The sequence below is a fragment of the Leisingera sp. ABD4_442 genome (assembly GCF_056160905.1).
The window spans coordinates 21,371-47,015 of record NZ_JBSWYB010000037.1 but is presented as its reverse complement, the minus strand read 5'-3'; the positions used below and the strand labels follow the sequence as shown (position 1 = coordinate 47,015).

The 25,645-nt window shown below is 67.5% G+C and carries 20 protein-coding genes; 11 read left to right on the top strand and 9 right to left on the bottom strand.

Annotated elements, in window-relative coordinates:
- Window positions 1-269 precede the first annotated feature (269 nt).
- Window positions 270-1,544 carry a Vi polysaccharide biosynthesis UDP-N-acetylglucosamine C-6 dehydrogenase TviB gene (tviB, locus tag ACXAHG_RS19940; protein WP_475060117.1) on the top strand — a complete coding sequence of 425 codons (1,275 nt, stop codon included), beginning with the start codon at window positions 270-272 and terminating at the stop codon, window positions 1,542-1,544.
- Window positions 1,545-1,697: 153 nt separating this feature from the next.
- Here the strand turns inward: tviB and ACXAHG_RS19935 are convergent, their stop codons facing one another.
- The 3 genes from ACXAHG_RS19935 to ACXAHG_RS19925 all read right to left on the bottom strand — a co-directional run bounded on the left by ACXAHG_RS19935 (window position 1,698) and on the right by ACXAHG_RS19925 (window position 4,222).
- Window positions 1,698-2,678, bottom strand: a complete 981-nt coding sequence (locus ACXAHG_RS19935) for a nucleotidyltransferase family protein (protein WP_475045651.1) — start codon at window positions 2,676-2,678, stop codon at window positions 1,698-1,700.
- Window positions 2,675-3,757 (bottom strand): hypothetical protein, encoded by a 1,083-nt coding sequence (locus tag ACXAHG_RS19930; RefSeq protein ID WP_475060115.1) that lies wholly within the window; start codon window positions 3,755-3,757, stop codon window positions 2,675-2,677. Before ACXAHG_RS19930 ends, ACXAHG_RS19935 begins: the two co-directional genes overlap by 4 nt.
- Before the next feature lie 219 nt (window positions 3,758-3,976).
- Window positions 3,977-4,222: a hypothetical protein gene (locus tag ACXAHG_RS19925; protein WP_475045648.1), complete on the bottom strand. Its 246-nt coding sequence runs from the start codon at window positions 4,220-4,222 to the stop codon at window positions 3,977-3,979.
- Between the two features lie 206 nt (window positions 4,223-4,428).
- Here ACXAHG_RS19925 and ACXAHG_RS19920 point away from each other — a divergent pair, with 206 nt between their 5' ends.
- The 5 genes from ACXAHG_RS19920 (at window position 4,429) to rfbA (ending at window position 9,699) form a co-directional block, all read left to right on the top strand.
- Window positions 4,429-5,877, top strand: coding sequence for a lipopolysaccharide biosynthesis protein (locus ACXAHG_RS19920; protein ID WP_475045646.1), 1,449 nt, complete (start codon window positions 4,429-4,431; stop codon window positions 5,875-5,877).
- 327 nt (window positions 5,878-6,204) lie between these two features.
- A complete protein-coding gene (gene rfbC, locus ACXAHG_RS19915) occupies window positions 6,205-6,759 on the top strand; it encodes a dTDP-4-dehydrorhamnose 3,5-epimerase (RefSeq protein WP_475045645.1) in 555 nt (184 codons plus the stop codon).
- Between the two features lie 3 nt (window positions 6,760-6,762).
- Window positions 6,763-7,815 carry a dTDP-glucose 4,6-dehydratase gene (rfbB, locus tag ACXAHG_RS19910; protein ID WP_475060113.1) on the top strand — a complete coding sequence of 351 codons (1,053 nt, stop codon included), beginning with the start codon at window positions 6,763-6,765 and terminating at the stop codon, window positions 7,813-7,815.
- 133 nt (window positions 7,816-7,948) lie between these two features.
- The gene (rfbD, locus tag ACXAHG_RS19905; protein WP_475060111.1) at window positions 7,949-8,800 is read left to right on the top strand and encodes a dTDP-4-dehydrorhamnose reductase; all 852 of its coding nucleotides are present in this window, start codon (window positions 7,949-7,951) and stop codon (window positions 8,798-8,800) included.
- Entirely contained in the window at window positions 8,797-9,699 is a 903-nt protein-coding gene (rfbA, locus tag ACXAHG_RS19900) for a glucose-1-phosphate thymidylyltransferase RfbA (protein WP_475060109.1), read from the top strand. The genes rfbD and rfbA overlap by 4 nt, the downstream gene beginning before the upstream one ends.
- A 102-nt stretch (window positions 9,700-9,801) precedes the next feature.
- On the opposite strand, the gene ACXAHG_RS19895 is transcribed toward rfbA, so the two are convergent.
- The gene (locus tag ACXAHG_RS19895; RefSeq protein WP_475045640.1) at window positions 9,802-12,006 is read right to left on the bottom strand and encodes a hypothetical protein; all 2,205 of its coding nucleotides are present in this window, start codon (window positions 12,004-12,006) and stop codon (window positions 9,802-9,804) included.
- Window positions 12,007-12,460: 454 nt separating this feature from the next.
- On the opposite strand from ACXAHG_RS19895, the gene ACXAHG_RS19890 reads away from it, so the two are divergent.
- Both ACXAHG_RS19890 and ACXAHG_RS19885 read left to right on the top strand, forming a co-directional pair.
- On the top strand, window positions 12,461-14,959 hold the full coding sequence (locus ACXAHG_RS19890; protein WP_475060106.1) for a glycosyltransferase: 2,499 nt from the start codon (window positions 12,461-12,463) through the stop codon (window positions 14,957-14,959).
- A complete protein-coding gene (locus ACXAHG_RS19885; RefSeq protein WP_475045636.1) occupies window positions 14,956-15,912 on the top strand; it encodes a sulfotransferase family protein in 957 nt (318 codons plus the stop codon). Before ACXAHG_RS19890 ends, ACXAHG_RS19885 begins: the two co-directional genes overlap by 4 nt.
- Here ACXAHG_RS19885 and ACXAHG_RS19880 read toward each other — a convergent pair.
- Window positions 15,889-17,385 carry an O-antigen ligase family protein gene (locus ACXAHG_RS19880; RefSeq protein WP_475060104.1) on the bottom strand — a complete coding sequence of 499 codons (1,497 nt, stop codon included), beginning with the start codon at window positions 17,383-17,385 and terminating at the stop codon, window positions 15,889-15,891. The two genes, ACXAHG_RS19885 and ACXAHG_RS19880, sit on opposite strands and share 24 nt — an antisense overlap.
- 12 nt (window positions 17,386-17,397) lie before the next feature.
- Entirely contained in the window at window positions 17,398-18,381 is a 984-nt protein-coding gene (locus tag ACXAHG_RS19875) for a sulfotransferase family protein (protein ID WP_475045632.1), read from the bottom strand.
- 209 nt (window positions 18,382-18,590) lie between these two features.
- On the opposite strand from ACXAHG_RS19875, the gene ACXAHG_RS19870 reads away from it, so the two are divergent.
- From ACXAHG_RS19870 to ACXAHG_RS19860, 3 genes are read left to right on the top strand one after another with little or no spacing between them, the layout of a single operon-like run.
- Complete coding sequence (locus tag ACXAHG_RS19870; protein ID WP_475060102.1) at window positions 18,591-19,838, top strand: GumC domain-containing protein; 1,248 nt, start codon at window positions 18,591-18,593, stop codon at window positions 19,836-19,838.
- Between the two features lie 57 nt (window positions 19,839-19,895).
- Entirely contained in the window at window positions 19,896-21,146 is a 1,251-nt protein-coding gene (locus ACXAHG_RS19865; RefSeq protein ID WP_475045630.1) for a glycosyltransferase, read from the top strand.
- Between the two features lie 5 nt (window positions 21,147-21,151).
- Window positions 21,152-22,012 carry a sulfotransferase domain-containing protein gene (locus ACXAHG_RS19860; RefSeq protein WP_475060121.1) on the top strand — a complete coding sequence of 287 codons (861 nt, stop codon included), beginning with the start codon at window positions 21,152-21,154 and terminating at the stop codon, window positions 22,010-22,012.
- A gap of 18 nt (window positions 22,013-22,030) precedes the next feature.
- Here ACXAHG_RS19860 and ACXAHG_RS19855 read toward each other — a convergent pair whose 3' ends face one another.
- Genes ACXAHG_RS19855 through ACXAHG_RS19845 form a run of 3 tightly spaced genes read right to left on the bottom strand, consistent with a single transcriptional unit; the run spans window position 22,031 to window position 25,617 of the window.
- A complete protein-coding gene (locus tag ACXAHG_RS19855; protein ID WP_475045627.1) occupies window positions 22,031-23,257 on the bottom strand; it encodes a polysaccharide biosynthesis/export family protein in 1,227 nt (408 codons plus the stop codon).
- Window positions 23,258-24,400, bottom strand: coding sequence for a glycosyltransferase (locus ACXAHG_RS19850; RefSeq protein WP_475045626.1), 1,143 nt, complete (start codon window positions 24,398-24,400; stop codon window positions 23,258-23,260).
- Window positions 24,397-25,617, bottom strand: a complete 1,221-nt coding sequence (locus ACXAHG_RS19845) for a glycosyltransferase family 4 protein (RefSeq protein WP_475060099.1) — start codon at window positions 25,615-25,617, stop codon at window positions 24,397-24,399. Before ACXAHG_RS19845 ends, ACXAHG_RS19850 begins: the two co-directional genes overlap by 4 nt.
- Between the last annotated feature and the right edge of the window lie 28 nt (window positions 25,618-25,645).

Below are 25,645 nucleotides of genomic sequence, written 5' to 3'. Positions count from 1 at the left end.
AGCCGAGGTCTTCGAAACCAACCTGATGGAAATTCAGAACCGATTGGAATAAAACAGGATATCAGAAACTGCACTTCGCCGTGAGTTCACAGGGTCATCCATCGCAGGATCACCCGTGCATCCAGGCTTGAAGGCTGCCATAGAGGGCCGCCTGAAACCTGGCTCTGCACCTGAAGAAATGCGAGTGGCGGCGGGGCACAGACCCCGGTACACTCTGCCAAGAACTCAAGACGTTACTGGTCTGAAGCCATTAGAAAATGTGATCCGGGATGACACAGGATACCAGAAAAATTGCCGTCATTGGCCTGGGCTATGTCGGGCTGCCTCTTGCGGTGGAATTTGGCAAGATCCGCCCGGTTGTCGGTTTTGACATCGACGCAGGCCGGGTCCGTGAGCTGGCCTCAGGCTATGACCGCACCCGGGAAGTGGACGCGGAAGAGCTGGCTGAGGCCAGCCAGCTGCAGTACACATGCAGCCTGCAGGATATCGCCGGCTGCCAAATCTATATTGTGACTGTCCCGACACCGATTGACGCCCATAAGCGGCCTGACCTTACGCCCTTGATCAAGGCGTCGGAAACGGTGGGAAAGGTGCTGGGCCGGGGCGATATCGTGATCTATGAAAGCACGGTTTATCCCGGCGCTACGGAAGAGGACTGCGTGCCCGTTCTGGAGCAGTTTTCGGGGCTGGCCTTCAACAAGGATTTCTTTGCCGGCTACAGTCCGGAGCGGATCAACCCGGGCGACAAGGCTCATCGCCTGCCCAATATCCGCAAGGTGACTGCAGGTTCGACCCCGCAGACGGCCGCGGCGGTTGACGCGCTTTACAGCGGGATAATCACCGCGGGCACTTTCAAGGTCGGGAGTATCCGTGTCGCCGAAGCGGCCAAGGTCATCGAAAACACTCAACGCGATCTCAACATCGCCCTGGTCAATGAGCTGGCGATGATTTTCAACCGTATGGGGATCGACACCCAGGCGGTGCTGGAAGCGGCCGGCACCAAGTGGAACTTCCTGCCCTTCCGCCCCGGGCTGGTCGGCGGCCATTGTATCGGCGTGGACCCCTATTACCTCACGCATAAAGCTGAGGCGACCGGCTACCGGCCGGAGGTCATTCTGGCGGGACGGCGGATCAATGATGGCATGGGCGCGTATGTCGCCTCGCAACTGGTCAAATCCATGCTGCAGAAGCGCATCCATGTGAACGGGTCGCGGGTGCTTGTGATGGGGCTGGCATTCAAGGAGAACTGCCCCGATCTGCGCAATACGCGGGTGGTCGATGTGATCGGGGAATTGCGTGAGTTCGGCGCCGAAGTCGATGTTTTTGATCCTTGGGTGGATCCTGACGAAGCCCGCAAGGAGCATGGCATTGAAATGGTCAGCGCTCCGCAGGACGGGATCTATGACAGCGTTGTGATCGCGGTGGCCCATGATGCATTCCGGGAACTTGGTGCCAGCGGCGTGCAGAAGCTGCTGCGCGGCATTCACGTCGTTTTTGATGTGAAAGGGCTGTTTCCAGAGCTTGATGGGGCTTTGCGCCTGTAAATGAGGCGCCGGCGGCTATGCAGGTGAAACGCGCTTCTTTGGCGTTTCCGGATGGCATGTTTCCGGATGGCACAATGGGATGGGGAGAGCGGCTGATCCTGGCCCGCGCGGTTTTTTGGGCCGCACTTCAGGCCTGGTCTGCCGCGCCGCAGGTCACAGGCGGCGCAGGCTGGCGGCGCGCAGCGCGCTCAGCCCGTGGCGGACAACCTCCCATTCCGCCCGGCCCAGCCTGGGATTGCGGTATTTCAGCTGCCGCCGCCAGTGCAGCAGCCGCACCAGCAGGCCCGGGGGCGGCACTGCGGCCGGGGGTGGCACCCCCAGCAGGGTCTCCAGCATCCTGAGCTGCAGTCCGAAGGCCAGCCGGAAGCGCCAGTCGCGCTGCTTGCTGCAGAGCCAGTCCCAATCGGGCGGGTCCTGGGCATTCCGGAGCTGCGCGGCCAGCGGCAGCAGGTAGCGCAGGTTGGTGGCGCCGCTGGCCAGGGCGGTGTGATGCAGCATGTCATGGGCAATATTGATCAGGAACCGCAGGCTGGCGTCAGGCACCCTGAAGCGCAGCCCGTCCCGCTCCATGAGGATCAGGCGCTGGCGCAGCTCGGTGCTGTCCAGCAGGCCTGCGATGCGCTCCGGCAGGGCGCCGTGCAGATCCAGCGCCGCCACTTCGCCCGGGCGCCAGTAGCTGCCGGGCGAATGGTCATAGGCGCTGTCCTCCAGCGCTTCAAACCCGGCCCGCTGCAGCACCTCTGCGGCGGCGGCCAGGTCGGCGGGATCGGTCAGCATATCGGCGTCGATCAGCATCCGGGCATAGTCCTGCGGATCGGGGAGCAGGGCCATCTCCCCTGCCCCCTTGATCAGCACCGGGGTGATGCCGGTGGCATTGAGTTCAGCCGTGACGCTGCTGACCAGCCGCCACAGGCGGCGGTTGCGGGTGCGGTTTGCCTCCGCCAGCTCTGCCAGATAGGCCAGCGCATCCGGTTCTGCCCGTGCGGCCGCGCCGGTTTCCGTCAGGCTGCGGTACAGCGCGGGGGCCACGAATTCCGCATTGGCGGTGGCGATCAGCTCAAACCAGTCGGCCCCGCTGCCGAACCGGCCGCGCAGGCAGTCCGCCAGCCGTTCCAGCGGCGCGGCCGCGCTCATGGCCCCGGCCCCGCCCCGGCGGCCGCAGCCGGGGCCAGGCCGCACAGCTGCTGCAGCGCCGCCACCGCGCCGGCAAGATCCGAATAGCGCAGCCGCAGGCAGGCGGCGCGGTCCGCGCAGGCGGCCAGGGCGCTGAATTCCCCGGGCGTCAGATCGCTGTCGCCGGACCAGGCGGCCCCGATCAGGCCCGACAGCGTATCGGGCGCAGAGACCGGCTCCAGGCTGGCCGGGCCGCTGCCCCGGCGGTCGAGAAAGACAATCCAGCCGGCCGGCAGCGGCTGGCGGGCGGCGGCAGCGTCCACCGGCAGGTAGCGCACATGCTGGGCGTCCGGCCGCAGATGGGCCGGCGCGGTGGCCAGCGCGGCGGTACAGTTGTCCAGCAGGGGCCAGGAGCCGGTCTTGAGAGTGACGGGGAACGGCAGCGCGCGCAGCTGCCCGCCGGGATCCAGCGCCGCCAGATCATCGCCCGCCAGGATAAAGCCCGCACCGCCCAGGGCGGCCGCCAGGGTGCTTTTGCCCGCCCCCGGCCCGCCGGTGAGCAGCAGCGCTTGCCCCTGGCACTGCAGCAGGGCCGCATGCAGAAGGAGATCGGTAACATGGTCCATCACCGCATCGGTGATGGCGATTTTCAGCACCGGCGCGGCGCTGGCGGCGGCGGCCCGTTCCACGGGGCCGTCCCGCAGTGCGATGAGGGCATCCCCGCCGGCAGGCTGCACCGAAACGCAGTCGTCGCAGGGCTGGTCCAGGGGGATTTCCATATGGGCGAATTCCGGTGCCAGCTGCGCGTGCAGCTGCGCATCGCCATAGCAGATCAGCACCGTTCCGCCGCCGGTATCCACCGCCTGCAGTGCCGCCACTGCGGCCGGTCCCGTTTCGGTGGCGAGCGGTTCCAGGGCGCCGGCCTGCCGCAGGCCTGCCACTGCCGTAGGATCGCAAAGGCCGGCTTCACAGGGCTGATCGCCGCTGCAGAGCACCCCTGCCTCGAACTGCGGCCAAGCCGCGGCGGCGTCCTCATTCAGGGCAAAAACCGATTGCTGTTCTGCAAGGAAAAGATAGGCTTGCCCGCCGATCCGGGCCATCCGGCTCCCGCGGGCTGAAATCAGCAGCTGAGTTGAAATTGCGCGCGCTCCTCATTGCCACGGCTGTTGGAGGCCACGGTCATTGAGTGCCGCAGCCCTTGCCCCGCTCCCGGCCGCCGCTGCGGCCGGCCAGGCTCTCAATCCTTTTTCAAAGACCTGCCCGCCCCTTCGGCAAATGACCGGAGGGGCGGCCCGCCCATCCGGCGGGCGCGGCCGGTGTTACCAGCGCCGCCACTTGCGGTGCCAGCGCTTCCACTGCTTCCACTTGCGCTTGCGGTAGTACTTCTTATGCCCGTGGCCGCCGCCGGATTTGAAAATACCGGTGGCATCGGCATCTTTTGCCGTCGACAGCAGCACCAGAACCGCGGCCGGTGTTGCCGCGGCAAAGCGGCCGGCCTTGGCCAACAGGGCGCGCCGTTCAGGTGATTCGGGCAGCTCGCTGGAATTTCTTTTCTCTTCTGTCACTTTCAACCCCCATACTCGTAATGCTGTTAAGTGTTGCTCATTTGCGGTAAAAAATCAAGAAAACGGCGCGTTCTGCGGCAAAGCGGAGCACTGCTGCCGCCGGGGAAGACCGGGCTATATCATCTGGGAAACATGTCTTTGCCTTTGTTTACAGGGTGTTTGCCGGCAGGTGCGCCGGAGGATCGAGGGGGGTGATGGGCGGCAGGGTGAGTTCTGAAAATATCGGTGCCAGCATCCGGAACATCTTCTGGGCCTATGCGTCCTTTTTTTGCACCAAGGTGCTCAACCTGGTCTCGGTTGTCATTCTTGCCTGGTATCTGGAGCCTGCGGAATTCGGCCTGATGGCCATTTGCCTGGCGGTGATGAGCTATCTGGAAATCATTTCGCAATTCGGCATGGGGGCGGCGCTGATTTCGGCCCGCAGCAAGGTGGAGGAAACCGCCAGCGCGGTGCTGCTGTGCGGCCTGGTGTTCTCTGCGGCGCTGTTTGCGCTGATCTGGCTGAGTGCGGAGCCAATGGCCGCCTGGTACGGCGACCCCCGGCTGGCGGAGCTGCTGCCGGTGATTGCCGCCGCCCTGATGATCACCGCCGCCACCACGGTGAACACCAGTTTTCTCTACCGGGAGCTGCGGCTGAAGGCGAAGCTTGTGCCGGATGTGGCGCGCGGCCTGGCCAAGGGGCTGACGGCGATCCTGCTGGCGGTGCTCGGCTACGGGGTCTGGGCGCTGGTGCTCGGCTATCTGGCCGGGGCCGTTGCCGGCAGCCTTGCCACCTGGATGGTCCGGCCCTGGCGGCCGCAGTGCCGGCCCGGGCTGGGGACCCTGCGCCGAATCCTCAGGTTCGGGGCCCATATGATCGGTGCCCAGACCATCAATGCCACCCCGCGGCTGCTCGACAACCTGCTGGTCGGCAAAGTCTTGGGGCTGCAGGCGCTTGGGATCTACTCGCTGGCCTTCCGCATTCCCGAGCTGGGGATCAAGAGCTTCACCAATGTGGCCGGCTCGGTGCTGCATCCGGTGATGTCGCGGATCCAGTCCGATCCCGCCGGGCTGACCGCCTATTACTACGGCGCCCTGAAATACTGCGCGCTGCTGATGTTCGGCGCCGGCGCCCTCATTGCGGTGCTGGCCAGCCCGCTGGTACACCTGCTTTATGCGCCGAAATGGCATGCGATGATCGTGCCGATGCAGCTCATCGCCATTGCCTTTGCGATCAGCACTCTCAACATGGTGCCGGGCAATGTGTTCAAGGCGCTGAGCCGCACCGACCTGATGTTCCGGGTCTCGCTGATCAACCTGCCGTTTTTCCTGGGGCTGATCTGGCTGGCGGTGCCGCATGGCATCGCGGCGGTGGCCCTTGCCCAGCTGGCACTGGCGGTGATCCGCTTCGTGCCCAATTTCCTCTTGCTGCGGCGGGCGCTGGAGATCACCGCCGCAGGCACCTTTGCGGCGCTGGCGCCGGGGGCGGCCTGTGCCCTGGCGGCGGCAGCGGCGGCGCTGGCCGCCCAGAAGCTGGGCAGCGGCGGCGATCTGGCCCGGCTGCTGACCGGTGCCGCCGCCTTTGCCGCGGCCTATCTGGCGGCGGCCTGCCTGGCCGCACCGGAGGTTTTCCGGCTGCTGCGCCAGCGCTTGCAGCGCAAGTCCCGCCGCGCTTGAGCCGGGCTGCCCGCGCAGTTCCATCACGGCATTGAAGCAATTCAAGCCGCCTGTTCTCCACAGTGCGCGCCTTGGCCGGCGCAGCGTACCCGGCTGGCATAATTTGCGAACATTACACATATCCTGCCAGGGCCGCTCTTCTCCCTGATCACTGAACTTTCTCCGCGATGCAGGACGCTTTGGCCGGGGCCAATGGCAATTCCGGCGAACTGCCATGGGTTTCCATGCCCCGGGGTTGCACAGCGGCGCTATAGATGGGATCAGACCAGACAGCACTATTGCGGCCCCGGTACCGGCGGAAGCAGACAGCATAAGAGGTCCGTAAGGATGCAGATAGAAGAGACAGGATTGCCGGGGCTGAAGGTGCTGACCCCGGCGCGGTTCGGCGATGCGCGGGGGTTCTTCAGCGAGAGCTGGAACAAGCGGCGGATGCAGGAGGCCGGGATCGATCTGGATTTCGTGCAGGACAACCATTCTGTCTCGGCGGAGACCGGCACCCTCAGGGGCCTGCATTTCCAGGCGCCGCCCCATGCCCAGGACAAGCTGGTGCGCTGCGGCCAGGGCGCGCTGTTTGACGTGGCGGTGGATATCCGCAAGGGCTCGCCCACATACGGGGGCTGGTTCGGCATTGAACTCAGCGCAGAGAACGGCAAGCAGCTCCTGGTGCCCAAGGGCTTCCTGCACGGGTTTATCACCCGGGTGCCAAACACCGAGGTGATCTACAAATGCACCGATTACTATGCGCCGGACTGCGATGGCGCGGTGGCCTGGGACAGCTGCGGCATCACCTGGGATTTCGAAGGCAGCCCGGTGCTGTCGGAGAAGGACGCCGCGGCGCCGCGGCTGGCGGATTTCGACAGCCCGTTTGTGTGGGAAGGATAAGGCATGAAGCTTCTTGTGACCGGCGGGGCCGGCTTTATCGGATCGGCGGTGGTGCGGCTGGCGATTGCCCGCGGCCATCAGGTGGTCAATCTGGATGCGCTGACCTATGCCGCCTGCCTTGAGAATGTGGCGGAGGCGGCGCAAAGCCCGCTGTATGCCTTTGAGCAATGCGACATCCGCGACCGCGCGGCGCTGGACCGCGTGTTTGAGGCCCACCGCCCGGATGCGGTGATGCATCTGGCGGCGGAAAGCCACGTGGACCGCTCGATCGACGGGCCGGGCGATTTCATCGAGACCAATATCACCGGCACTTTCAACATGCTGGAGGCGGCCCGGAAATACTGGACAGAGGCGGGCAAGCCCGAGGGTTTCCGTTTCCACCATATCTCCACCGATGAGGTTTATGGCAGCCTGCCTGCCGACCCGTCGGTGCAGTTCACCGAAGACACATCTTACGATCCGCGCTCGCCCTATTCCGCCAGCAAGGCCGCCAGCGACCACCTGGTGCGCGCCTGGGCCGAGACCTACGGGCTGCCGGTGGTGCTGACCAACTGCTCCAACAACTACGGCCCCTATCACTTCCCCGAAAAACTGATCCCAGTGGTGATCCTCAATGCGCTGGCGGGCAAGGTGCTGCCGATCTACGGCGACGGCTCCAACGTGCGCGACTGGCTCTATGTCGAAGACCACGCCGATGCGCTGCTCCTGGTGGTGCAAAAGGGCGCGTTGGGGCGGTCTTATAATATCGGCGGCGAGAACGAGCGGTCGAACCTGGAGCTGGTCAATACGCTGTGTGAGGTCCTGGACCAGAAGCGTCCGCGCGCGGACGGCAAGTCCTACAAGGACCAGATCAGTTTTGTCAGTGACCGGCCGGGCCATGACGCGCGCTATGCCATTGACCCCAGCCGCATCCGCGAAGAACTGGGCTGGCGGCCTTCGGTGACGGTGGAGGAAGGTCTGGAGAAGACGGTGCAATGGTATCTCGACAACGAGGCCTGGTGGCGCGCCCTGCAGGACCGCGACGGCGTCGGGCAGCGGCTGGGGACGGGGAAGTGAAGGCTTTCCGCGGGAAAGCCTGCCCCCCTCTCGGCGGCAAAGCCGCCTGCCGGGCAGCGGGACGGGGATATTTTTGGCCAGATGAAGGAGAATCCCGCCTGGGGGCGGGGCGCGAGAGGCAAAGGGAGCGGGTATGACCATCCTTGTTTTTGGCAAAACCGGCCAGTTGGCCCGCGAACTGGCGGCGCAGGGAGACGTTACCTGCCTGGGCCGCGATCAGGCGGATCTGTCTGATCCGGCGGCCTGCGCCGCGGCCATCCGCGCCCATGCGCCTGCCGCCGTGATCAACGCCGCTGCCTATACCGCCGTCGACAAGGCGGAGGAGGAAGAGGCGCTGGCAACCGTGATCAACGCCGCCGCCCCCGGCGCGATGGCGGCAGCCTGTGCGGAAACCGGCATTCCCTTTGTCACCGTCTCCACCGATTACGTCTTTGACGGCAGCGGCAATACGCCCTGGCAGCCGGGCGATGCCACCGCGCCTCTGAATGCCTATGGCCGCTCCAAGCTCAAGGGCGAGGAGATGGTGCGCGCGGCGGGCGGCGCCCATGCCATCCTGCGCACCTCCTGGGTGGTCTCGGCCCACGGCAATAATTTCGTCAAGACCATGCTGCGTCTGGGCAAGGAACGGGACCGTCTCACCATCGTCGCCGATCAGACCGGCGCCCCGACCCCGGCGCGGGATATTGCGGCGGCCTGCCTGGAGATCGCGCGGCAGCTGGCGGAGGATCCGGACAAATCCGGCACCTATCATTTTGCCGGGCAGCCCCAGGCTATCTGGGCGGATTTCGCGCGGGAGATCTTTGCCCGCGCAAGGGTAGATTGCGACGTGGAGGGCATTCCCACCACTGCCTATCCGACGCCCGCGGCGCGGCCCTTGAACTCAAGGCTCGATTGCACCGCATTAGACACTGTTTTTGGCATCCCGCAGCCGGACTGGCGGCTGGGGCTCATGGATATTCTGAAGGATTTGGGAGAGCTCTCATGACAGACGGCAAGCCCGGCGCAGGACATGTTTCCGGCCGCAAAGGCATTATCCTGGCAGGCGGCTCCGGCACCCGGCTCTATCCGATCACCATGGCAGTCTCCAAGCAGCTCTTGCCGCTCTATGACAAGCCGATGATCTATTATCCGCTGTCGGTGCTGATGCTGGCAGGGATCCGCGAGATCTGCGTGATCACCACGCCGCAGGACCAGGAGCAGTTCATCCGCTTGCTGGGCGATGGCAGCCAATGGGGGATTGAACTCACATACGTGGTGCAGCCTTCTCCCGACGGGCTGGCGCAGGCCTTCATCCTGGCCGAGGACTTCCTGGCGGGCAGCCCTTCGGCGCTGGTCCTGGGCGACAATGTCTTCTTTGGCCATGGCTTGCCGAAACTGCTGGCCGCCGCGGACCGCCAGGAGGCCGGCGGCACTGTTTTTGGCTATCACGTGGCCGACCCGGAGCGGTATGGCGTGGTGGCCTTTGGCAGCGATGGCACCGCGCAGGAAATCATCGAGAAACCCCCGGTGCCGCCCTCGAACTATGCGGTGACCGGCCTGTATTTCCTGGACGGCTCAGCACCGCAGCGGGCGCGGGCCGTGAAACCCTCCGCCCGCGGCGAGCTGGAGATCACCGATCTCTTGCAAAGCTACCTGAACGAAGGTGCGCTCAGGGTCGAGACCATGGGCCGCGGCTATGCCTGGCTGGACACCGGCACCCATGGCTCGCTCTTGGATGCGGGCAATTTCGTGCGCACCCTGCAGGAGCGCCAGGGGCTGCAGACCGGCTGTCCCGAGGAGATTGCCTATGAGCAGGGCTGGATTGATGCTGCGCAGCTGAAGGCGCGGGCAGAGAAATTCGCCAAAAACGCCTATGGCGCCTATCTCGAAGGCCTGCTGAAGTAGGGTCAGGACCCAAACCACCCGGCCCCGCCCGGGGCATCCGCACAATACAAAAAGGCAGGCGCTGGCCGCGCCTGCCTTCAGTCTTGGCAGCTGCCGCCTGGATCAGGCCAGCAGCGTGTCGGCGAACAGCTCGATGCTGTCGATGCGCAGCGGCTCGCCGCCATTGCCGTAGCCCTGCAGCACGATGGCATCGCCGGCCTCGATCCGGACGTCCTGGATCAGGCGCTGCGCCAGGCTGTCCGGCGCGGCCAGCGCCTGCTCGGTCTCCTCGTCCCAGGTCCAGCTGTCGACGGTCTTGCCGCCAACGATGACCTCCAGGAAGCTGGCCCCGTCCGCCTCGTCGAAATAGTCGATGGCAATGTCATAGACACCGGCGCCGCCGTCGAAGACGGTGGAGGCCTTTGCATCCTTGCCCTTGCCGGCCTGGATCACCTGGCCGCCGGAGGCATTGGTGTTGCCCTTGATCCGGAAGCCCTGCTCCAGGTCCATATCCTCGGCTTCGATCTTGAGCACCGGCTGGCCGCTGCCGCCGCCCGGCTGCGTTTCCCCGCCGCCGCCGGTCCCGGCAGAGGCCAGCTGCAGGTCGACGTAATCGATCCGCAGGGGTTCCTTGCCGTCGCCGCTGCCCGCCAGGATGATGGTGTCGCCATCGCTGATGTCCACACCTTCGATCACCCGCTGGGTCTGGGTGAAGCCATCGGCCAGGTTCGAGCCCAGATCCTGCTTCCACTGCCAGCTGTCGACCTCCTGGCCGTTGACCAGAACGGAAAGGCTGGCATTGCCGTCGGCCTCGTCGAAATAGCCGACGGTCAGGTCGTAGGTGCCGCTGGCGCCGTCAAAGACCGCGGAAGCTTCGCCGCTGCTCTGGCCCTGGACCTGCAGCACCTTGCCGCCCGACGCCGCCTTGACCGAATTCGCAAAGAAGCCGTCCGCCGCGGTGAAATCCTCGGCCTCCAGGCGGATGCTTTCGCCATCCGCGCCACCGCCGGTGCTGCCGCTGCCGCCAGTGCTGCCGCCCGTGTTGCCACCGGTGCTGCCGCCGTCATCGCCATCATCATCGCCGTCATCCGGGGCCACCTGGCCAAAGCCGTCGACCAGCCGGTTGATGTAATCCTCGATGTTGGACACGCCGTTGCCATCGCTGTCGGCATGGGCGTCGAACTTGTCCGGGTTGGTGCCAAACAGCTCCTCATAGCTGTCCGGCACGCCGTCGCCATCGCGGTCGCTGGGAGCCGGGGTGTTTTTGGCAAAGTCGTAGCCGCCGACCTCATCGGGGGAGTCGATGATGCGGCCGGTGCCGTCCTTCACCGACTGGATGATCCGCTCATCCACCGAGTTCAGCTCCGGATAGCGCGCGCCGGCATTGCTCAGCACGTGGTCCACCACTTTGGAGGAGGGCAGCACGGTGACATTGCTCGGCTCGAACACATAGCTGTTCTTGATCTTATCGGTGGCACCGCCATCCACCTCGGCGATGTTGTCCTCCAGGTAATAAGCGGTGCCGCTTTCCGGCGATTTCAGCTGGATCGCGGCGCGGCCGGCGGAATCCGCCCCGGCAATATAGGCATTGCCGATGATATGGGCGGTGGTGCCCTCATGGCCCAGGAAGCCGTGAGGGCCATAGTTGTAGATGACGTTGTTGATGAATTCGATCTGCTTGGCGTCATCCTTGACGGTGGCATTGCGGAATTCGTTATGCGCCAGCAGGTTGCCGGCGATGGTGACATTGGAGCTGCCGTCGCCCACCAGCAGGCCCATCGAATGGTCGCCCTTGGGGTGGATCGAGCTTTGCAGCGCTTCCGCCATGATATTGTTGGTGATGGAGACGTTCTGGGAGCCGTACCAGACGGTGACCAGCTCATCCACCGACCAGGTGAAGGAGTTGCCGTCGATCACCACGTTCTTCACGGTCTCGCTGCTGCTGCCGATCGAAATGCCGTCGCGGTTGTCTGCGGCATCCCCCGCGCCGTCGCCGGGGCGGAACTGCAGCCCGCGGATGATCACGTCGCTTTCCACCACCCGCAGCTTGGCGCCGGTCACGGTGACACCGCCGGGCGAGGTCTGGCCGGCCACGGTGACATCGCCGTTCACCTTGACGGCATCTTTCAGGTTGATCTCGCCGCTGACGTCAAAGACCACGATCCGCGGCCCGTCCAGTTCTTCCAGCGCCCAGCGGAGCGATCCCTTGCCGGAATCCGCCAAAGTGGTGACTTTGACGATCTCGCCGCCGCGGCCGCCATCTGTTTCGGCGCCAAATCCCTGCGCGCCTTCAAAGGCCAGATCGGCCTGCGAAAGAGTCTCGCTCATCTAGTTTCCTTCTCTCGATCTCGGCGGAAAGTTCCGCCGGGGCCTCCTGGCCGTCGCTTTTGCCGCAGGTCTTGCTGCCCGCGGGCCTCGGGTCTCAGCCGCCCGGCGCGCTCAGGGATCAGCCCCGGTGCGCTGCGGCCGCCAGCCTCGTATACGCGGCTCCCCTGAAATCCAAACGCCGCACCCGCGAAATCTGCCGCGCGGCGGGCGGAACCTTGCCAGTTTTGCCGTTTGGAGCGGTTTTCGGGGAAAATATAAGCGAATTCACGCCAACGGAGGACGATTTTCTGCTAAAATCCGCTACATCTATACGTAGAAGACCAGGCCAGATGTGCGAAAAGCACAATTTTGCGGCCTGCCGGGGCCGCTCAGCCTTCCACTGGCCGGCCGTGGAATCAGTATTGGTACGGCGCGCGCGGGGTGCCGCCGGTGAATGGTTTTTGAGGGTGGGGGCATGGCAAAAATCCGGATTCTGGCGCTGACCAAGGCGACCGGCGGCATCGCGTTTTACAACAGGATGCTGCTGGCCGCGCTGGATCCCGGCCGGTTCAGCTCCCACACCATCTGCCTGTCCGACAATGCAGAGGCCTATGCCGCGGGGCTGCAATCCGCAGGCCTCAGCGCAGAGCCCTTTGCCATGGCGCGCTACCGGATCAGCCCGGGCGGCGATCTGCGGGTGCTGCGCCATGTGCTGAAGACGGCGCGCAGCCGCCAGGCGGATCTGCTGCTGTGCCACGGCAGCAAGGCGGGCTTCCTGGGCCGCGCTGCGGGGCGGATCCTGGGGATTCCGGCAATCTACCGGCAGGCCTCGATGCCGTTCCTGCGCCGGGTGCAGGGCGGCAAGGCGCCGCTTTACTGGGGGCTGGAGCATCTGGCGGGCCGCTTTGGCGGCCGGCTGGTGGCGATCACCGAACATGCCCGGCGCGAGACCCTGGCCCGGCGGGTGGTGAAACCCGAAGCCGTCCGGGTGATCCGGACCGGCATCGACACCGCCCGGTTCCAGCCGCGCGGGTGCCGGGCCGCGGCGGCTGCGGAATTCGGGCTGGACCCGGCGCGCCCGGTGGCGGGCTGGCTCGGCCGGCTGGAGCCGCAGAAGGCGCCGCTCGACTATCTGGCGGCGCTGCGCACAGTGGCGCCGCGCCATCCCGAAGCGCAGTTTGTCATCGCCGGCGAAGGCAGCCTGCAGGCGGCGGTGGAGCAGCAGCTGGCGGCAGGCGCCCTGCCCGGCAACGTGCGGCTGCTGCCCTGGCAGAACGATCCGGCGCATGCGTTCCAGGCGATGGACGTCTTTGCCATGAGCTCGCTCTGGGAAGGGCTGCCGCTGACCCTGCTGGAGGCGATGGCCTGCGGCTGCGCGCCGGTCTCCACCACGGTGGACGGCTGTTCCGAGGCGATTGCCCACGGCGAAAGCGGCCTGCTGGTGGCGCCCGGCGATCCTGCAGCTATGGCCGCGGCGCTGGACCGGATGCTGGCAGACCCGGAGTTCCGGCAGGCCTGCTCCCGGGCAGCGCGGCAGCGGGTGCTGGACCTGTTCGACCGCCGCCGCATGGTCCGCGAATGGGAGGAACTGCTGGAGGAGGAGGTGCAGGCTTCGGGACGCCCTGCCGCCGCCCGCCCTGCCGGCGGCCCGGGTGCCGCCGCTGTGCCGGATCCGGCCCCCGGCTCTGCGGGCGCCCCCGCCGCTTCGCCCGCTGCCCCGCCCGCTGCGGCGCCGCGGCAGGGCGCCCTGCGGATCTGCATGGTGATTTCCTCCTACCATCCGGTGGTGGGGGGCGCCGAGAAGCAGCTGGCGCAGCTGGCCGGGCTGATGCGCGGCAAGGGCCATCAGCTGCGCATCATCACCCGCCGCTACCCGGGCCTGCCGGCGCTGGAAACCATCAACGGCATCGAGGTGCAGCGGGTGCGCTGCAGCGGCCCCAAGCCGGTGGCCGCGGCCCGCTTCCTGGCCGGTGCCGCGCGCGCCATCCGCGCCTATGCCCCGGATGTGATCCACTGCCATTCGGCCTTCAGCCCGGCGTTGGCCGGGCTGGCCGCCAGCGCGCTGACCGGCCGGCCGCTGCTGGTCAAGCCGATGTGCGGCGGCGAGATCACCTCGGTTTTCCGGAAGGCGGGCGGCAGCCTGCGCCGGGCGGCAATGGCGCGCCGGGTCAGCCGCTTTGTCGCGGTCAGCCGCGAAATCAGCGAAGAGCTGCAAAGCTTCGGCATTCCGCCGCAGCAGATCCTGCAGATCCCGAACGGGGTGGACACCGGACGCTTCCGCCCCTGCGCCACCCCGGCAGAGAAAGCGGCGCTGCGCCAGCGCCTCGGCCTGCCGGAGGGCATCCTGTTCCTGTTTGCAGGCCGCATTGCCCGGCAGAAGCAGCTGCCGCTGCTGCTGGAGGCCTGGCCTGCGGTGGCGGCGCGCTGCCCGCAGGCGCGGCTGCTGATCGCCGGCGCCAACCGGCAGACGGCGCCGGGCCATGATGCCAATGCCGGCGATGCCGACAGCGTGCCGCCGCATCTGCTGGCGCAGGAGGGGGTGCAGCTGCTGGGCCATGTGGAGGATATGCCCTCTTATCTGCGCGCCGCTGACGTTTTTGTGCTGCCCTCGGCCCGGGAGGGGCTGTCCAACGCGCTGCTGGAGGCCTGCGCCTCCGGGCTGGCGGTGGCGGCCTCCAAGGTCGGCGGCACCGAGGATGTGATCCGGGACCGGGAAAACGGGCGGCTGTTCCCGCCGGAGGATGCAGAGGCGCTGGCGGCGGTGCTGACCGCCCTGGCGCAGGACCCGCAGCAGCGCCGGACCCTGGGCGCGGCAGCGGCGCAGACCGCCGCCCGCCAGCTCGATATCCGGCTGACCGCAGAGCGGCTGCTGGAAGCCTATGGGGGGCTGTGCGGCGCCTCCCCGCTGCCCGCCACGCCGCAGGCGGCAGATCCCGGCGCCATGCTGGCGCCCGGCCGGGGCCAGCGCGGATGACCGCGGCAACGGGGGCGGCAGGGACGGCAGCGGAGGGCGCGCCGGTCTTCATCCTTGGCCTGCAGCGCGGCGGCACCAACCAGCTGCTGAACATTCTGCGCTCGCATCCCGATACGGTCTGGCCGGACGGCGAACTGCATGAGGTGCTGCGGCCGAAATGGAAAGCCATCACCGATCCGGCGGCGTTTTCACGCCAGGCCTGCCGCTATCTGCCGGTGCTGCTGCGCCATGGCGATGTGCTCAGCCCGCATAAGCCGCCGCGCGGCCGGCAGGCGGATATGCCCGCGGGCCTGCAGCGCTGGATTGCCGCCCAGCTGGCGCAGGCCACCGCGCGCAATGCGGCAGAGGTGGCCCGGTTCCGGGCCGCCATGGCGGCCCAGGGCTTTGCCCCGGCGCAGCCCGCGGGGGCGCCGCGGATGGTGGTGAAACTGGTCAACTTCAACGTCGGGCTGGCCCGCAGCCTGCTGCGGATCTACCCCGGCGCCCGCTTTATCGGCATCACCCGCGATGCGGTCGGCGTCTGCGAAAGCATGATCTCCCGCGGCATGCCGCCGGAACGGGTGCTGCCGCTTTATCAGTATGTGGCGCAGGAGCTGCTGGAGCTGCACAGCAGCGGCTTCCCGGTTCTCTTGCTGCGGTTCGAGGACATCATTGCCGATATCCTGGCCGCCAGCGCCAGGGTCTACGGCTGGTGCGGGCTGGATCCGGCGGCAGTCACCGGCTTCTGCCTGCAGGACAAGACCCGCAAGCTGGACAGCCGCGGCCAGGTCGTGGGCATGCGCAAGGTGGATGCCTTCTATGATACCGCCACTGCCGCCCGGCATCTGCGCGGCGACGTCAATGCCGCGGCCCGGGCCCGCATGCCCGAAGCGCTGAAGCGTGAAATCGGCACCCGCTGCGGGCCGCTGATGCAGCGGCTCGGCTATGGCTCAGACAGCGCCGGGCCGGCCTGATCCAGCCTGCCCGGCCCGCATCTGCGGGGTCAGCAGCAGCGGCCCGGCCCTGCCGGGCCGGGCAGGCTGGCCGGGCGCCGCCGCCAGCCGCTGCCGGGTGATGCGCCCGGCTTCGATCCCAAGCACGATCACGATCCACAGGAACCGCGGATAGGCGTCATGCAGCAGCGCCATGCCCGCCAGATAGCCCGTCAGCCCGGCGCCAAACGCCGCAAGATGATGCGCCAGCCGGCTATCCCCCGCGGCCCGCGCCTGGCGGCAGGCCGATAGGATGCCGCCTGCGGCACAGGCCAGCATCGCCAGGAAATAGATCAGCCCCAGCAGCCCCTGCTCTGTCAGCACTTCCAGATAGAGGCTGTGGGTGGAACGGCCCTCGCCGCGGAAGATCAGCCCCAGCTCCAGCGCATAGTCCTGATAGAGCAGGTTGAAATTGCCGGCTCCGACCCCCAGCCAGGGGTAGGTCTTGAAGATCTCCGCCGCCACCGCCCAGCTGCCCAGCCGGCCCTCGGTGCTCTTGTCGACCCGGTCCTGGCCGACCAGGTCGGCCAGGGTCGCAAGCCGCTCAAAGGCCGCTTCGCCGACAAAGAAGGACCCCGCCAGCACCACCGCGCCAAAAGCGGCAACGGCGGCCAGCTTCTGGCGGCGGCTAAGCTGCAGGAACAGGATCGCCAGGCCGATGCAAAGCGCCAGCAGGCCGCCGCGCGACTGGGTGGCCAGCAGCCCGAACAAGAGCAGGCTGGCGGACAGCCCCCAGAACAGCCGGGCCAGGCTGCCCCGCGCCTCCAGCATTTGGGCCAGCGCCAGCGGGATGCAGAAGACCACGACGACGGCAAAGAAATTCTCATCCTCGATCGGCCCGGCAAAGCGGCCGTTGTATTCCCCGAAGCGGGCAAACAGTGCAAACGCCCCCGGCAGATCAAACCCTGCCACCTGCAAGAGCCCCAAACCGCAGACCGCCGCCACTGTCAGCACCGCTGACAGGGTGACGGTCTCAAACCCCTTGCGGTATCCCATGAAGGCCAGCGCCAGAACGGCCACGATGGCATCCTTGATGAAATCACCCGTGTCCTTCAGCGTCTTGCCCCAGTCCGGGGCATAGACCGCGCCGAACAGCTTGAGCGCCAGCAGTCCCGCCAGCAGCCACAGCGCCAGCCAGCAGATATAGGGGCGGTCGCCCCACAGCATCCAGCGGGCGGCCAGCAGCGCCACCAGCCCCGGCGCCGCCAGTTTCGCCACCGAAGGCGCCCCGAAGCCCTGGATCAGATTGGGCGACAGGTTTGCGGTGATCATGATGATCAGCAGCGACAGCGCCGCCAGCGGATAGCGCAGCACCAGCAGGCACAGCAGCGCAAACAGCACCAGGGCGGTCAGCTTGGCCGGCGAGGAATCCCCGACCGCCATCGCCGCCATCGCCAGCAGCAGCCCGATGCCCGCATTCCTGGCCGCCGCCAGAATGGCGCCGCGGCGCACCATCAGCGCCGCCGCCTAATGGCTGCGCCGCTTCTGCAGCCGGTTGCCGATAGTGATCCTGATCCCATTCACGATGCCTTTTCTGCGGATCTTATGCACAAAGGATTTGGCCCCGTCCGCCAGGGCCAGGCAGGCCCGCGCCCGCCGCGGCAGCGGCCTGGGGCCGCGGGCGTATTCCATGATGTAGGGCGTCTGCTGCGCCGCGCCCCAGACAATTTCCTCGATCCGCTTCTGCAGCCGCCGCGGCAGCTCCTGGCGGTATTTGCAGGCATTGGCCGCATCGACATAAAGCTTGCCCTTGGCGGCGCCGATGTTCTCGGATGGGGCCGCCAGCTGCGTCATGCCGGGTTCATAGACCTGGCCGAGAAAGCCGGAAATCCGCCGCAGCTCCGGCTCCGGGGCGGCCAGCAGCTGCTCATAGAACACTTCCAGGTAATCGGCGCCCAGCTGCGCCGCGCTGCGCCGCGCCGCCGCCAGCCCCTGCGCCCATTTGGCCGCCGTGCGCAGCGGGTTGTGGCCCCAGGCGCGGCGTGCCGACAGCGCCACATCGCGCGGGTCTCGGATGATATGCACAAAGCGCGCTGCCGGGAAGATCCGCTTGAGCAGCGCCATCTCCAGCACATAAGACGGTGTCTTGTCGCCCCAGATGCCCGTGTCCGGCGCCTCGCCCTCGCCATAGAAGCGCAGGATGATCTCAAAGGCCGCGCTCCAGTCCGGCGCCGCCTCCAGCCGGGCGAAATCCGCCCGGGTCATCACCCGCCGCCCGGTGGTGCGGCGGTAGATCTGAAACGGGGTGCTGTCGAAATCGGCAAACAGCCGGTCGAGATCCGCATCGAACCTGGCCGGGTCGCCGCCGTGGCGCTGGAACAGATAGGGAATGAAATGGGTTTCCGGGTCGCACAGGCTGATGCCGGAGTTCCGGTTCAGCAGGCTGCGCAGCAGCTTGGTGCCGCTGCGCGGGCTGCCCACAAGGAAAAGAGGCCCGGAAAAAATCTGCATGCCCTCCGCCGTCCTGCCGCGGGTCCTTCACCGCCGGCAAATCCTGTCCGCCCCAACGGCCGCTAGATACTGGGCCTCAGGACGCTAGATAGTAAGTCGCCCGGCGCCAAAGGCACGCGGAAACCGCTGTTTTCCTGCCGGGCAGCCGGCCTGCCGCGGGGCCGGGCGGACGGTAGGGGTAAGAGAATTTTACGTTTGGGAGCAGGGAATTGTACCATCCTTTGGGCGTGTCCTGGAAATTTGTCAAAGTCACGATTGCCGTTGTCATATGCGTCTTTCCCGTGCTCGCGTATTACGTGCTGCAGAAGCCGGAGATCTATCAGGCGCGCTCGCTGATCCTGTTCGCGCTGGGGCGGGAATACATCTATGTGCCCGATGCCGCAGGCAGCGGCGTCAAGGCACCCAACCCCGGCGATTTCCAGGGGGTGGTCAACGCCGAGATGCTGCTGCTCGACAATCCGGAGCTGAGCCGCAGCGCCCTGGAGGCGGTGGGGATCGGCCGGGTCTATCCCGGCCTGCCGGAAGGGGATGAGGACGCCGCCCGCCAGGCGGTGCTGTGGTTTCAGGCCGCCACCACCGTGGAGCTGATCACCGGCTCCTATGTGGTCAAGGTGGCGGTCCGGCACTGGGATCCGGATATCGCCGCCGAGCTGACCAACACGCTGACAACCTCTTTCCTGGAGCGCCGCCGCGCGCTCTATGCGGCGCGGGAAACCGCGCAGCTGCAGGTGCGCCTGGCTGCCGCCGCCGGCCAGGAAAGCGAAATCAACAAGCAGATCTCGGAACTGCTGGGCGGGCTGGACCCGCTGTTCATCGCAACCGATCTGGAAAAAACCTCGGAGGATCAGGCCAACCTGGCCCGGCTTTTGCGGGACTCGCGCACCACGCTGGCAGCACTTGAGGCCCGCCGCGCGCTGTATGAAAAGCGCCTCGGCATGGAGGACCGGCTGCTGGCTGCCGATATTGAGATCCAGGAGGAGCTGGCCCGGATCAGCTATATCGAGCGCGCGATGATCACCAACCGGAAGAAGATGGAGCATCTGTCCAAGCTGATGCCTGCGCTGCGACCGCTGAATGAGCTGCGGGCGCAGCAGGCGGAACGGATTGCCGGGCTGAAGCTGCGCCTGCGCGACAGCGAGGCCCTCAGCGGCTCGGATGCCGAGGGCAATGTCCGCGTGATCGAGGCCGCGGTCTCCCCCCTGCGGCCCAGCTCCGCATCGCTGGAGGTGCAGCTGGCGCTCTCGGGGGTGGTGTCGCTGCTGGCAGGGCTGTCGGTGGCGGGGATTGGCGCGCTGCTGCGCAATCCCGGACCCGCAGCCGCCGGCCCGGCCAGCCCGGCCGCAGAAGCACCGGCGCGGCCGGTTCCCGGGCCTCAGCCCCCCGGGCAGGCCCAGGCTGCGCAGGGCCGCAACGCAGGCTTCCGGCGCAAGCCGCCGGGCGGCGGAATGGTTCTCTAGGGCAGGCGGCGGACGGCAGGGCAGAGCGCAGGGCAGATTTCAGCGGGGGAGCAGACAATGGCGGAAACAACCAGGGACGCGCCGCTCAGGCTCGCCTATATCGTCGACACGCTGGTGACCGGCGGCGCCGAGCGCCTGGTGGTGAGTTTTGCCCAGGCGGTGCAGCAGCGTCCGGATACCGCGCTGACCGTGATCGTCCTGAGCCGCGGCGGCACCCCCTTCCACGAAGAGCTGGCACGCTCGGGCGCCGATGTGGTCTGCCTGCCGGGCAAAAGCCTGGTCGATCCGCGCCGCTTCCTGCGGGTGCTGGCGGCGCTCAGGGCGCGGCGGATCGCCTATGTGCATGCCCATCTGATCACCTCTACCGTGGTGGGCGGGCTGGCGGCGGCGCTGCTGGGGATCCCCTTTGCCGCCACCATCCATAACGTCAAGGCCAGCACTGCCCGGGTCAGCCGGGTCCGCAGCTTTCTCTACCGGCGGGTGCTGCGGATGGCGCGGACCACCCGGATTGCCGTCGGCCAGGCGGTGGCCGAGGCGGCGCTGGCGGATACCGGCGGGCGCCGCTGCCTGGTGGTGCCCAATGCAGTGGCGCCAGAAGCAACGGCGCCGCCCGGCACCCGCGCTGCAGCCCGCGCGGGCCTTGGCGTGCAGGACCGCCCGGTGCTCCTGGCGGTGGGGGCCATCATCGGCCAGAAGGCCTATGGCGACATGCTCACGGCCTTTGCCCGGGTGCTGCAGGAGGTGCCCGATGCGCTGCTGCTGATTGCCGGCAATGCGCCGGAGCCGCAACGCCTGGCCCGGCTGCAGCAGCAGGCGCAGGAACTGGGTATCGCCGGCAGCCTGCAGTTCCTTGGCCTGCGCCGGGATATTCCCGCCCTGCTGGCGGCCGCTGATGTCTTCATCAGCGCCTCCCATTGGGAGGGCGCGCCGGTGTCGCTGCTGGAGGCGATGGCAAACGGGCTGCCCTGCGTGATGACTGACGCAGGCGACAACCGCAGGATCCTGGAGGGCACCGGATTGCCGGTGGTGCCCCCCGGCCAGCCCCAGGCCCTTGCCGAAGCCGCGGCTGCGCTGCTGCGCGACCCCGCCGCCCGGCAGCGCGCAGGCCAGGCTGCCCAGGCGCGCGCCGCCGGCCAGTACGGGGTTGAGGCCTGGGTTGCCCGGCTCATCGGGATCTACACCGGCACCGCCCCGGCACCGGCCCCGGATCCAGACCCAGCCCCAGCCCAGGGCGCCATCCCGGAGCGGCCGCCGGCAATCCCGCCTGAATTACCGCCAGCCCCGGGCCGGAAAGGCGGTGCCCGGTGACCCTGATGGACAAGACCCGGCGGCGGCTGCGCCGCAGCCCCGCCTATACCCTGGCCCGCAGCCTGCAGCTGCAGCTGCGCAGCCTGCGCGATCCGGACCGGCCGCTGCCCGCCTTTATCGTCATCGGCGCCCATAAGGCGGGCACCACCTCCTTTTACAAGAACCTGGCCGCCCATCCGCAGATCGGCGCCGCCTGGACCAAGGAAGTGCATTATTTCGACCGCAGCCCGCTGCCGCCGCTCAGCTGGTACCGGGCCCATTTCCCGCGCACGCAGGAGCTGCCGGAGGGCGGCATCACCGGCGAGGCCAGCCCCTCCTACTGCCTGTTCCCGCAGCTGCCGGAGCTGATCCGCCGCCGCATGCCGCAGTGCAAATTCATCATGCTGCTGCGCGATCCCGCCGCGCGCGCCTATTCGGCGCATCAGTACAACAGCCGCGGCGGCATGACGGGGATGTCCTTTGAGGACTGGCTGGAACGGGATTTCCGGCTGCTGGAGGGGCGCGATGTCACCCAGGAGGTGTTCAGCGGCCTGATGTCCCGGGCCGGATCCGCCGAACACACACCGCTGGGGCTGTTGCGCGGCATCTATGTGGAACAGATCCGGCGCTGGCACGCCGTGTTTCCGCCAGAACAGCTGCTGGTGCTGGACAGCGCCGATTACTTTGCTGATCCCCCGGCGCTGCTGCAGCAGGTGGCCAGCGGCTTTCTCGGCCTGCGCGATCATAGATTCAGCTATCAAAAAACCCGGACCGAAAGCCGCGGCTATCCCCGGATGAAGCCGGAAACCGCGGCCCGGCTGCGCGCCTTCTACCGCCCCTATAATGACAGGCTGGAGGCCTATCTCGGCCGCAGCTTCGGCTGGTAAGGCCTGTTTGCGGGCGGATCAGCCGCCGCTGCCCTGAAAGGAAACGCTCAGAACATCATCGGGGCGCAGCGGGCTGGTCAGCTCCACCCGCTCCGGCGCGGTGCCGGGGCCGCCGCGGTAGATCTCGAACACCGCCACCATCTCTTCGCCGACCGACAGCGCCACCGATGGCGCGGCAGAGCGCAGGTATTCCAGCGCCGTATTGAGATTGGAGCGCAGCAGCGCCACCTTCTGATCGGCCTCGATCTTGTCGCGCAGCAGGTCGCGCTGGTAGCGGCTCAGCGCAACGCCGATCTCGCTGGCGGCATTGGCGCCGGTCTGCTCGGCCCGGGCGGCAAAGGCCAGGGTTTCCAGCTCGTCGGAGCGGTAATTGTCCACATCGACCTGCAGGTCGATCAGCGGCTCGCGCCGGGACAGGCCCTGGGCCACCAGCTCGTTGATGTCGGCCAGCTGCTGTTCGATGGTCTGCAGCTGGCGGGCGATGATCTCGCGGCGCTGCGCGTAATAGCTGGTCTCCGCCTTGGCCAGCGCCTCCTTGCGGCGGAAGCCGGAAATCGCCTCGTCCAGAATGACCCGCCCCATCCGGTAAAGCTCTGCCTGGTCCGGGTTGGCGCCCGCCCCCCCGTCCGGAGCCGCTGCGGCCTCTGGATCCGCGGCCTGCATCCGCTTCAGTTCCGCGGCAATGGCGCGCTGCTCATCCTCGGCAAAGCGCAGCCGGATCTGCGCCTCGACCGCGCGCCGCTGCGCCTCCAGGATCACCCGCTCATCGGTGGTTTCCGCATTGGCCCGCTCATAGCCGCCAGCCAGGGCAATCGCCTTGATCACCGTCATCCCGGGCGCATAAGGGTAAGAGCCCGGGGCCTGGACATTGCCCAGCACAAAGACCGGCCGGTATTCGGCAATGCCCGCCACCACCGACACCGCGCCGTCGAACCGGTCGCCCGCGCGCTGCATGATCTGCGCCTCGACATCCGCCAGGGTCTTGCCCGCCGCCTCGATCCGGCCCAGCAGGTGGATCCGGATGCTGCCGTCGCCGCGCACTTCGGTGATCCTGGAAAACTCATCACGGCCAAAGATGGAAATGCTCAGCTTGTCGCCCGGGCCGATGATGTAATTCTCTGCTGCCGCCGCCCCCGCAGCCAGGGTCAAAGCCATCGCTGCCGCCGCCGCCAGGGCGGCCAGCCCGCCCGCAAACCTCTGAAACAATGCCCGCATGTGCCAGCCTCCGTCAGCCCCGTCCTTCATCTAACCTTCATCTAATCTATGCCGGTTGCCTGCAAAGTCCGCTGCCGGTCCCCCATAGAGCGCCCAGATCCGCTTCAGCATGGCGGCGCCGGAAAACCGCGCCCGCACCGTTTCCAGCCCGGCCGCCCCTAGGGCGCGCCCGGCAGCCGGGTCCAGGATCAGCCGCTCTGCCGCCGCCGCCAGCGCCACCGGATCGGAGGGCGGCGCCAGCAGCCCGTTCCGGCCGTCCTCGATCAGGCCCGGCACCCCGCCGACCGCGGTGGAGACCACCGGCAGCCCCATCGCCATCGCCTCCAGCAGGACCATTGGCAGGCCCTCCCATTTCGAGGCCAGCATGAAGATATCAATGGCCGCCAGCAGCGCCGGCATATCGCGCAGATTGCCGGTAAAGCTCAGCCGGTCCGGGCCCAGCCCCAGGCGGCGCGCCTGATCGCGGATCTGTTCTGCCAGCTCGCCATCGCCGGTGATCAGGAAATGCGCCCGCGGCTGGCGCTGTGCCAGCAGCGCCGCGGCCTGCAGGAAATTGCCGTGGTCCTTCTGCACGGTGAAGCGGCCGATCTTGGCAATCACCACCGCATCCTTTGGCACCCCGAAGCCGGACAGATCCATCGCCGGGACCCCGCCCGCTGCAAAACGGCCGAGGTCGACGCCATTGCGCACCACCTCGATGCGCGCCCCGTCATAGCTGCCGCAACGGGCCGCATGTTCGGCGACATTCTCTGCCACCGCGATACAGGCATCGGCGCCGCCGGTGATCAGCCGGTAGATCCGCGACAGGACCGCATTGCGGCGCCAAGGATCGGTATTGTGCAGGGTGATGATGCGGCGGCGGCGCGCCAGGCGGGCCGCCAGCTGCCCGGCCAGGTCGCTTTTGACCAGATGGGTGTGGACGATATCCGGGTCCCAGTCCCGGATCAGCCGCAGCGCCCGCAGCACCGCCCGCGGATCGCGCAAGCCCGCCCGGCTGAGCCGGGTGGCCCCGACCCCGCGGCGCGCCACCTCCGGCGCCAGCGGGCCCGGCGTGAAATAGGCGACATGGGCGCGGTCGCCGCGCGCCTGCGCCGCATCCAGCAGGTCCAAGAGCAGCGTCTCCGCGCCGCCCACCCGCAGGCTGTCGATGATGTAGAGCAGCCGCAGGCTCACCAGGCCAGCTCCTGCGCCGCCGGGCGGCTTGCAGCCCCCGGCGCATGGGCGGCAATCCGGCGCGCCACCGCCTCCCAGGTGAACTGGCGGCCCCGCTCCAGCGCCGCCAGCCCCATGCTGCGGCAGGTGCCCGGGTCCGCCAGCACTTCATACAGCGCCTGTTCCAGCCCAGCACTGTCGCGCGGCGCCGCCAGCCGGCCGGTCTCGCCGTCGCGGACAATGGCGCCGATATCGCCCGCGGTGGTGGAGACCACCGGCAGCCCGAATTGCATCGCTTCCAGGAAGACCACCCCGAAGGGCTCGACCCGCGACGGCATGCAGAAACAGGACGCCTCATGGAAATGCGCCTCCAGCGCCTCCAGCGGCAGCCGCCCCAGCACCCGGCAGCCCTCCAGATGGATGTCCGGCGTGCAGCCGATGATGGTCAGCGTGGCATCCGGCAGCCGCTGGCGCAGCCGGGCAAATGCCTTTGCCAGCTCGGGCCCGCCCTTGCGGTCCCATTCGACACCGACAAACAGGATATTGCGGCGCCCATAGCGCTCCGGCGCGGTCTGCGGCGGCTGGGCGGGCCGCACCGAGGCGCCGGCCCCGATCGCCGAGACCTTGCCCGGCGCAATGCCATAGCTGCCGGTCAGGAAATCGCGGATCTTCGGCCCGAAGGTAAAGACATGCGCGGCCTCTTCATAGATGGCGCGCTCGCAATCCAGCCAGGCGGCGGAGGGCTGGCCGGTGCCGTCCTGATCCTCATCCGCCAGCCGGGCGCGGGCGGCGTGGTCGGTATAGACAAAATTCGGGCAGCCCGGCAGCGCCGCGGAAAACATCGACTGGGTCTGCACCGTGAAATCAAAGCCGCGGCCTGCGAACCGCTGCTGCACCAGCCCCGCCGCCCAGCGGATATAGGCCTGGTTGCGGAACAGCCGGTAGCGCAGCCGGGCCCGCGCCCCCATGCCCCGCAGCCCGTATTCGCGCAGCGCCCCCAGCCCGCAGCGCAGCAGCGCCGGGTAATCCCCGCGCATCTGCCCGGACAGGCTGAAGGTTTCAAACTCTACATCCGGGCATTGCGACTGCAGCGCGGCCAGCAGCTGCGTGTTGATGTGCGAAAAAGAGCCCAGCGTCACAAACAGCGCCCGGTACTGCGCGGCAGCATCCGCCCCCGTCCCAGTCCCAGCCGCCCCAGTCTCAGCCGCCCCAATCTCAGCCTCTGCCGCGTCCCGCATCTGCTCTCCTCCTGAGGGCCGCGGCCGG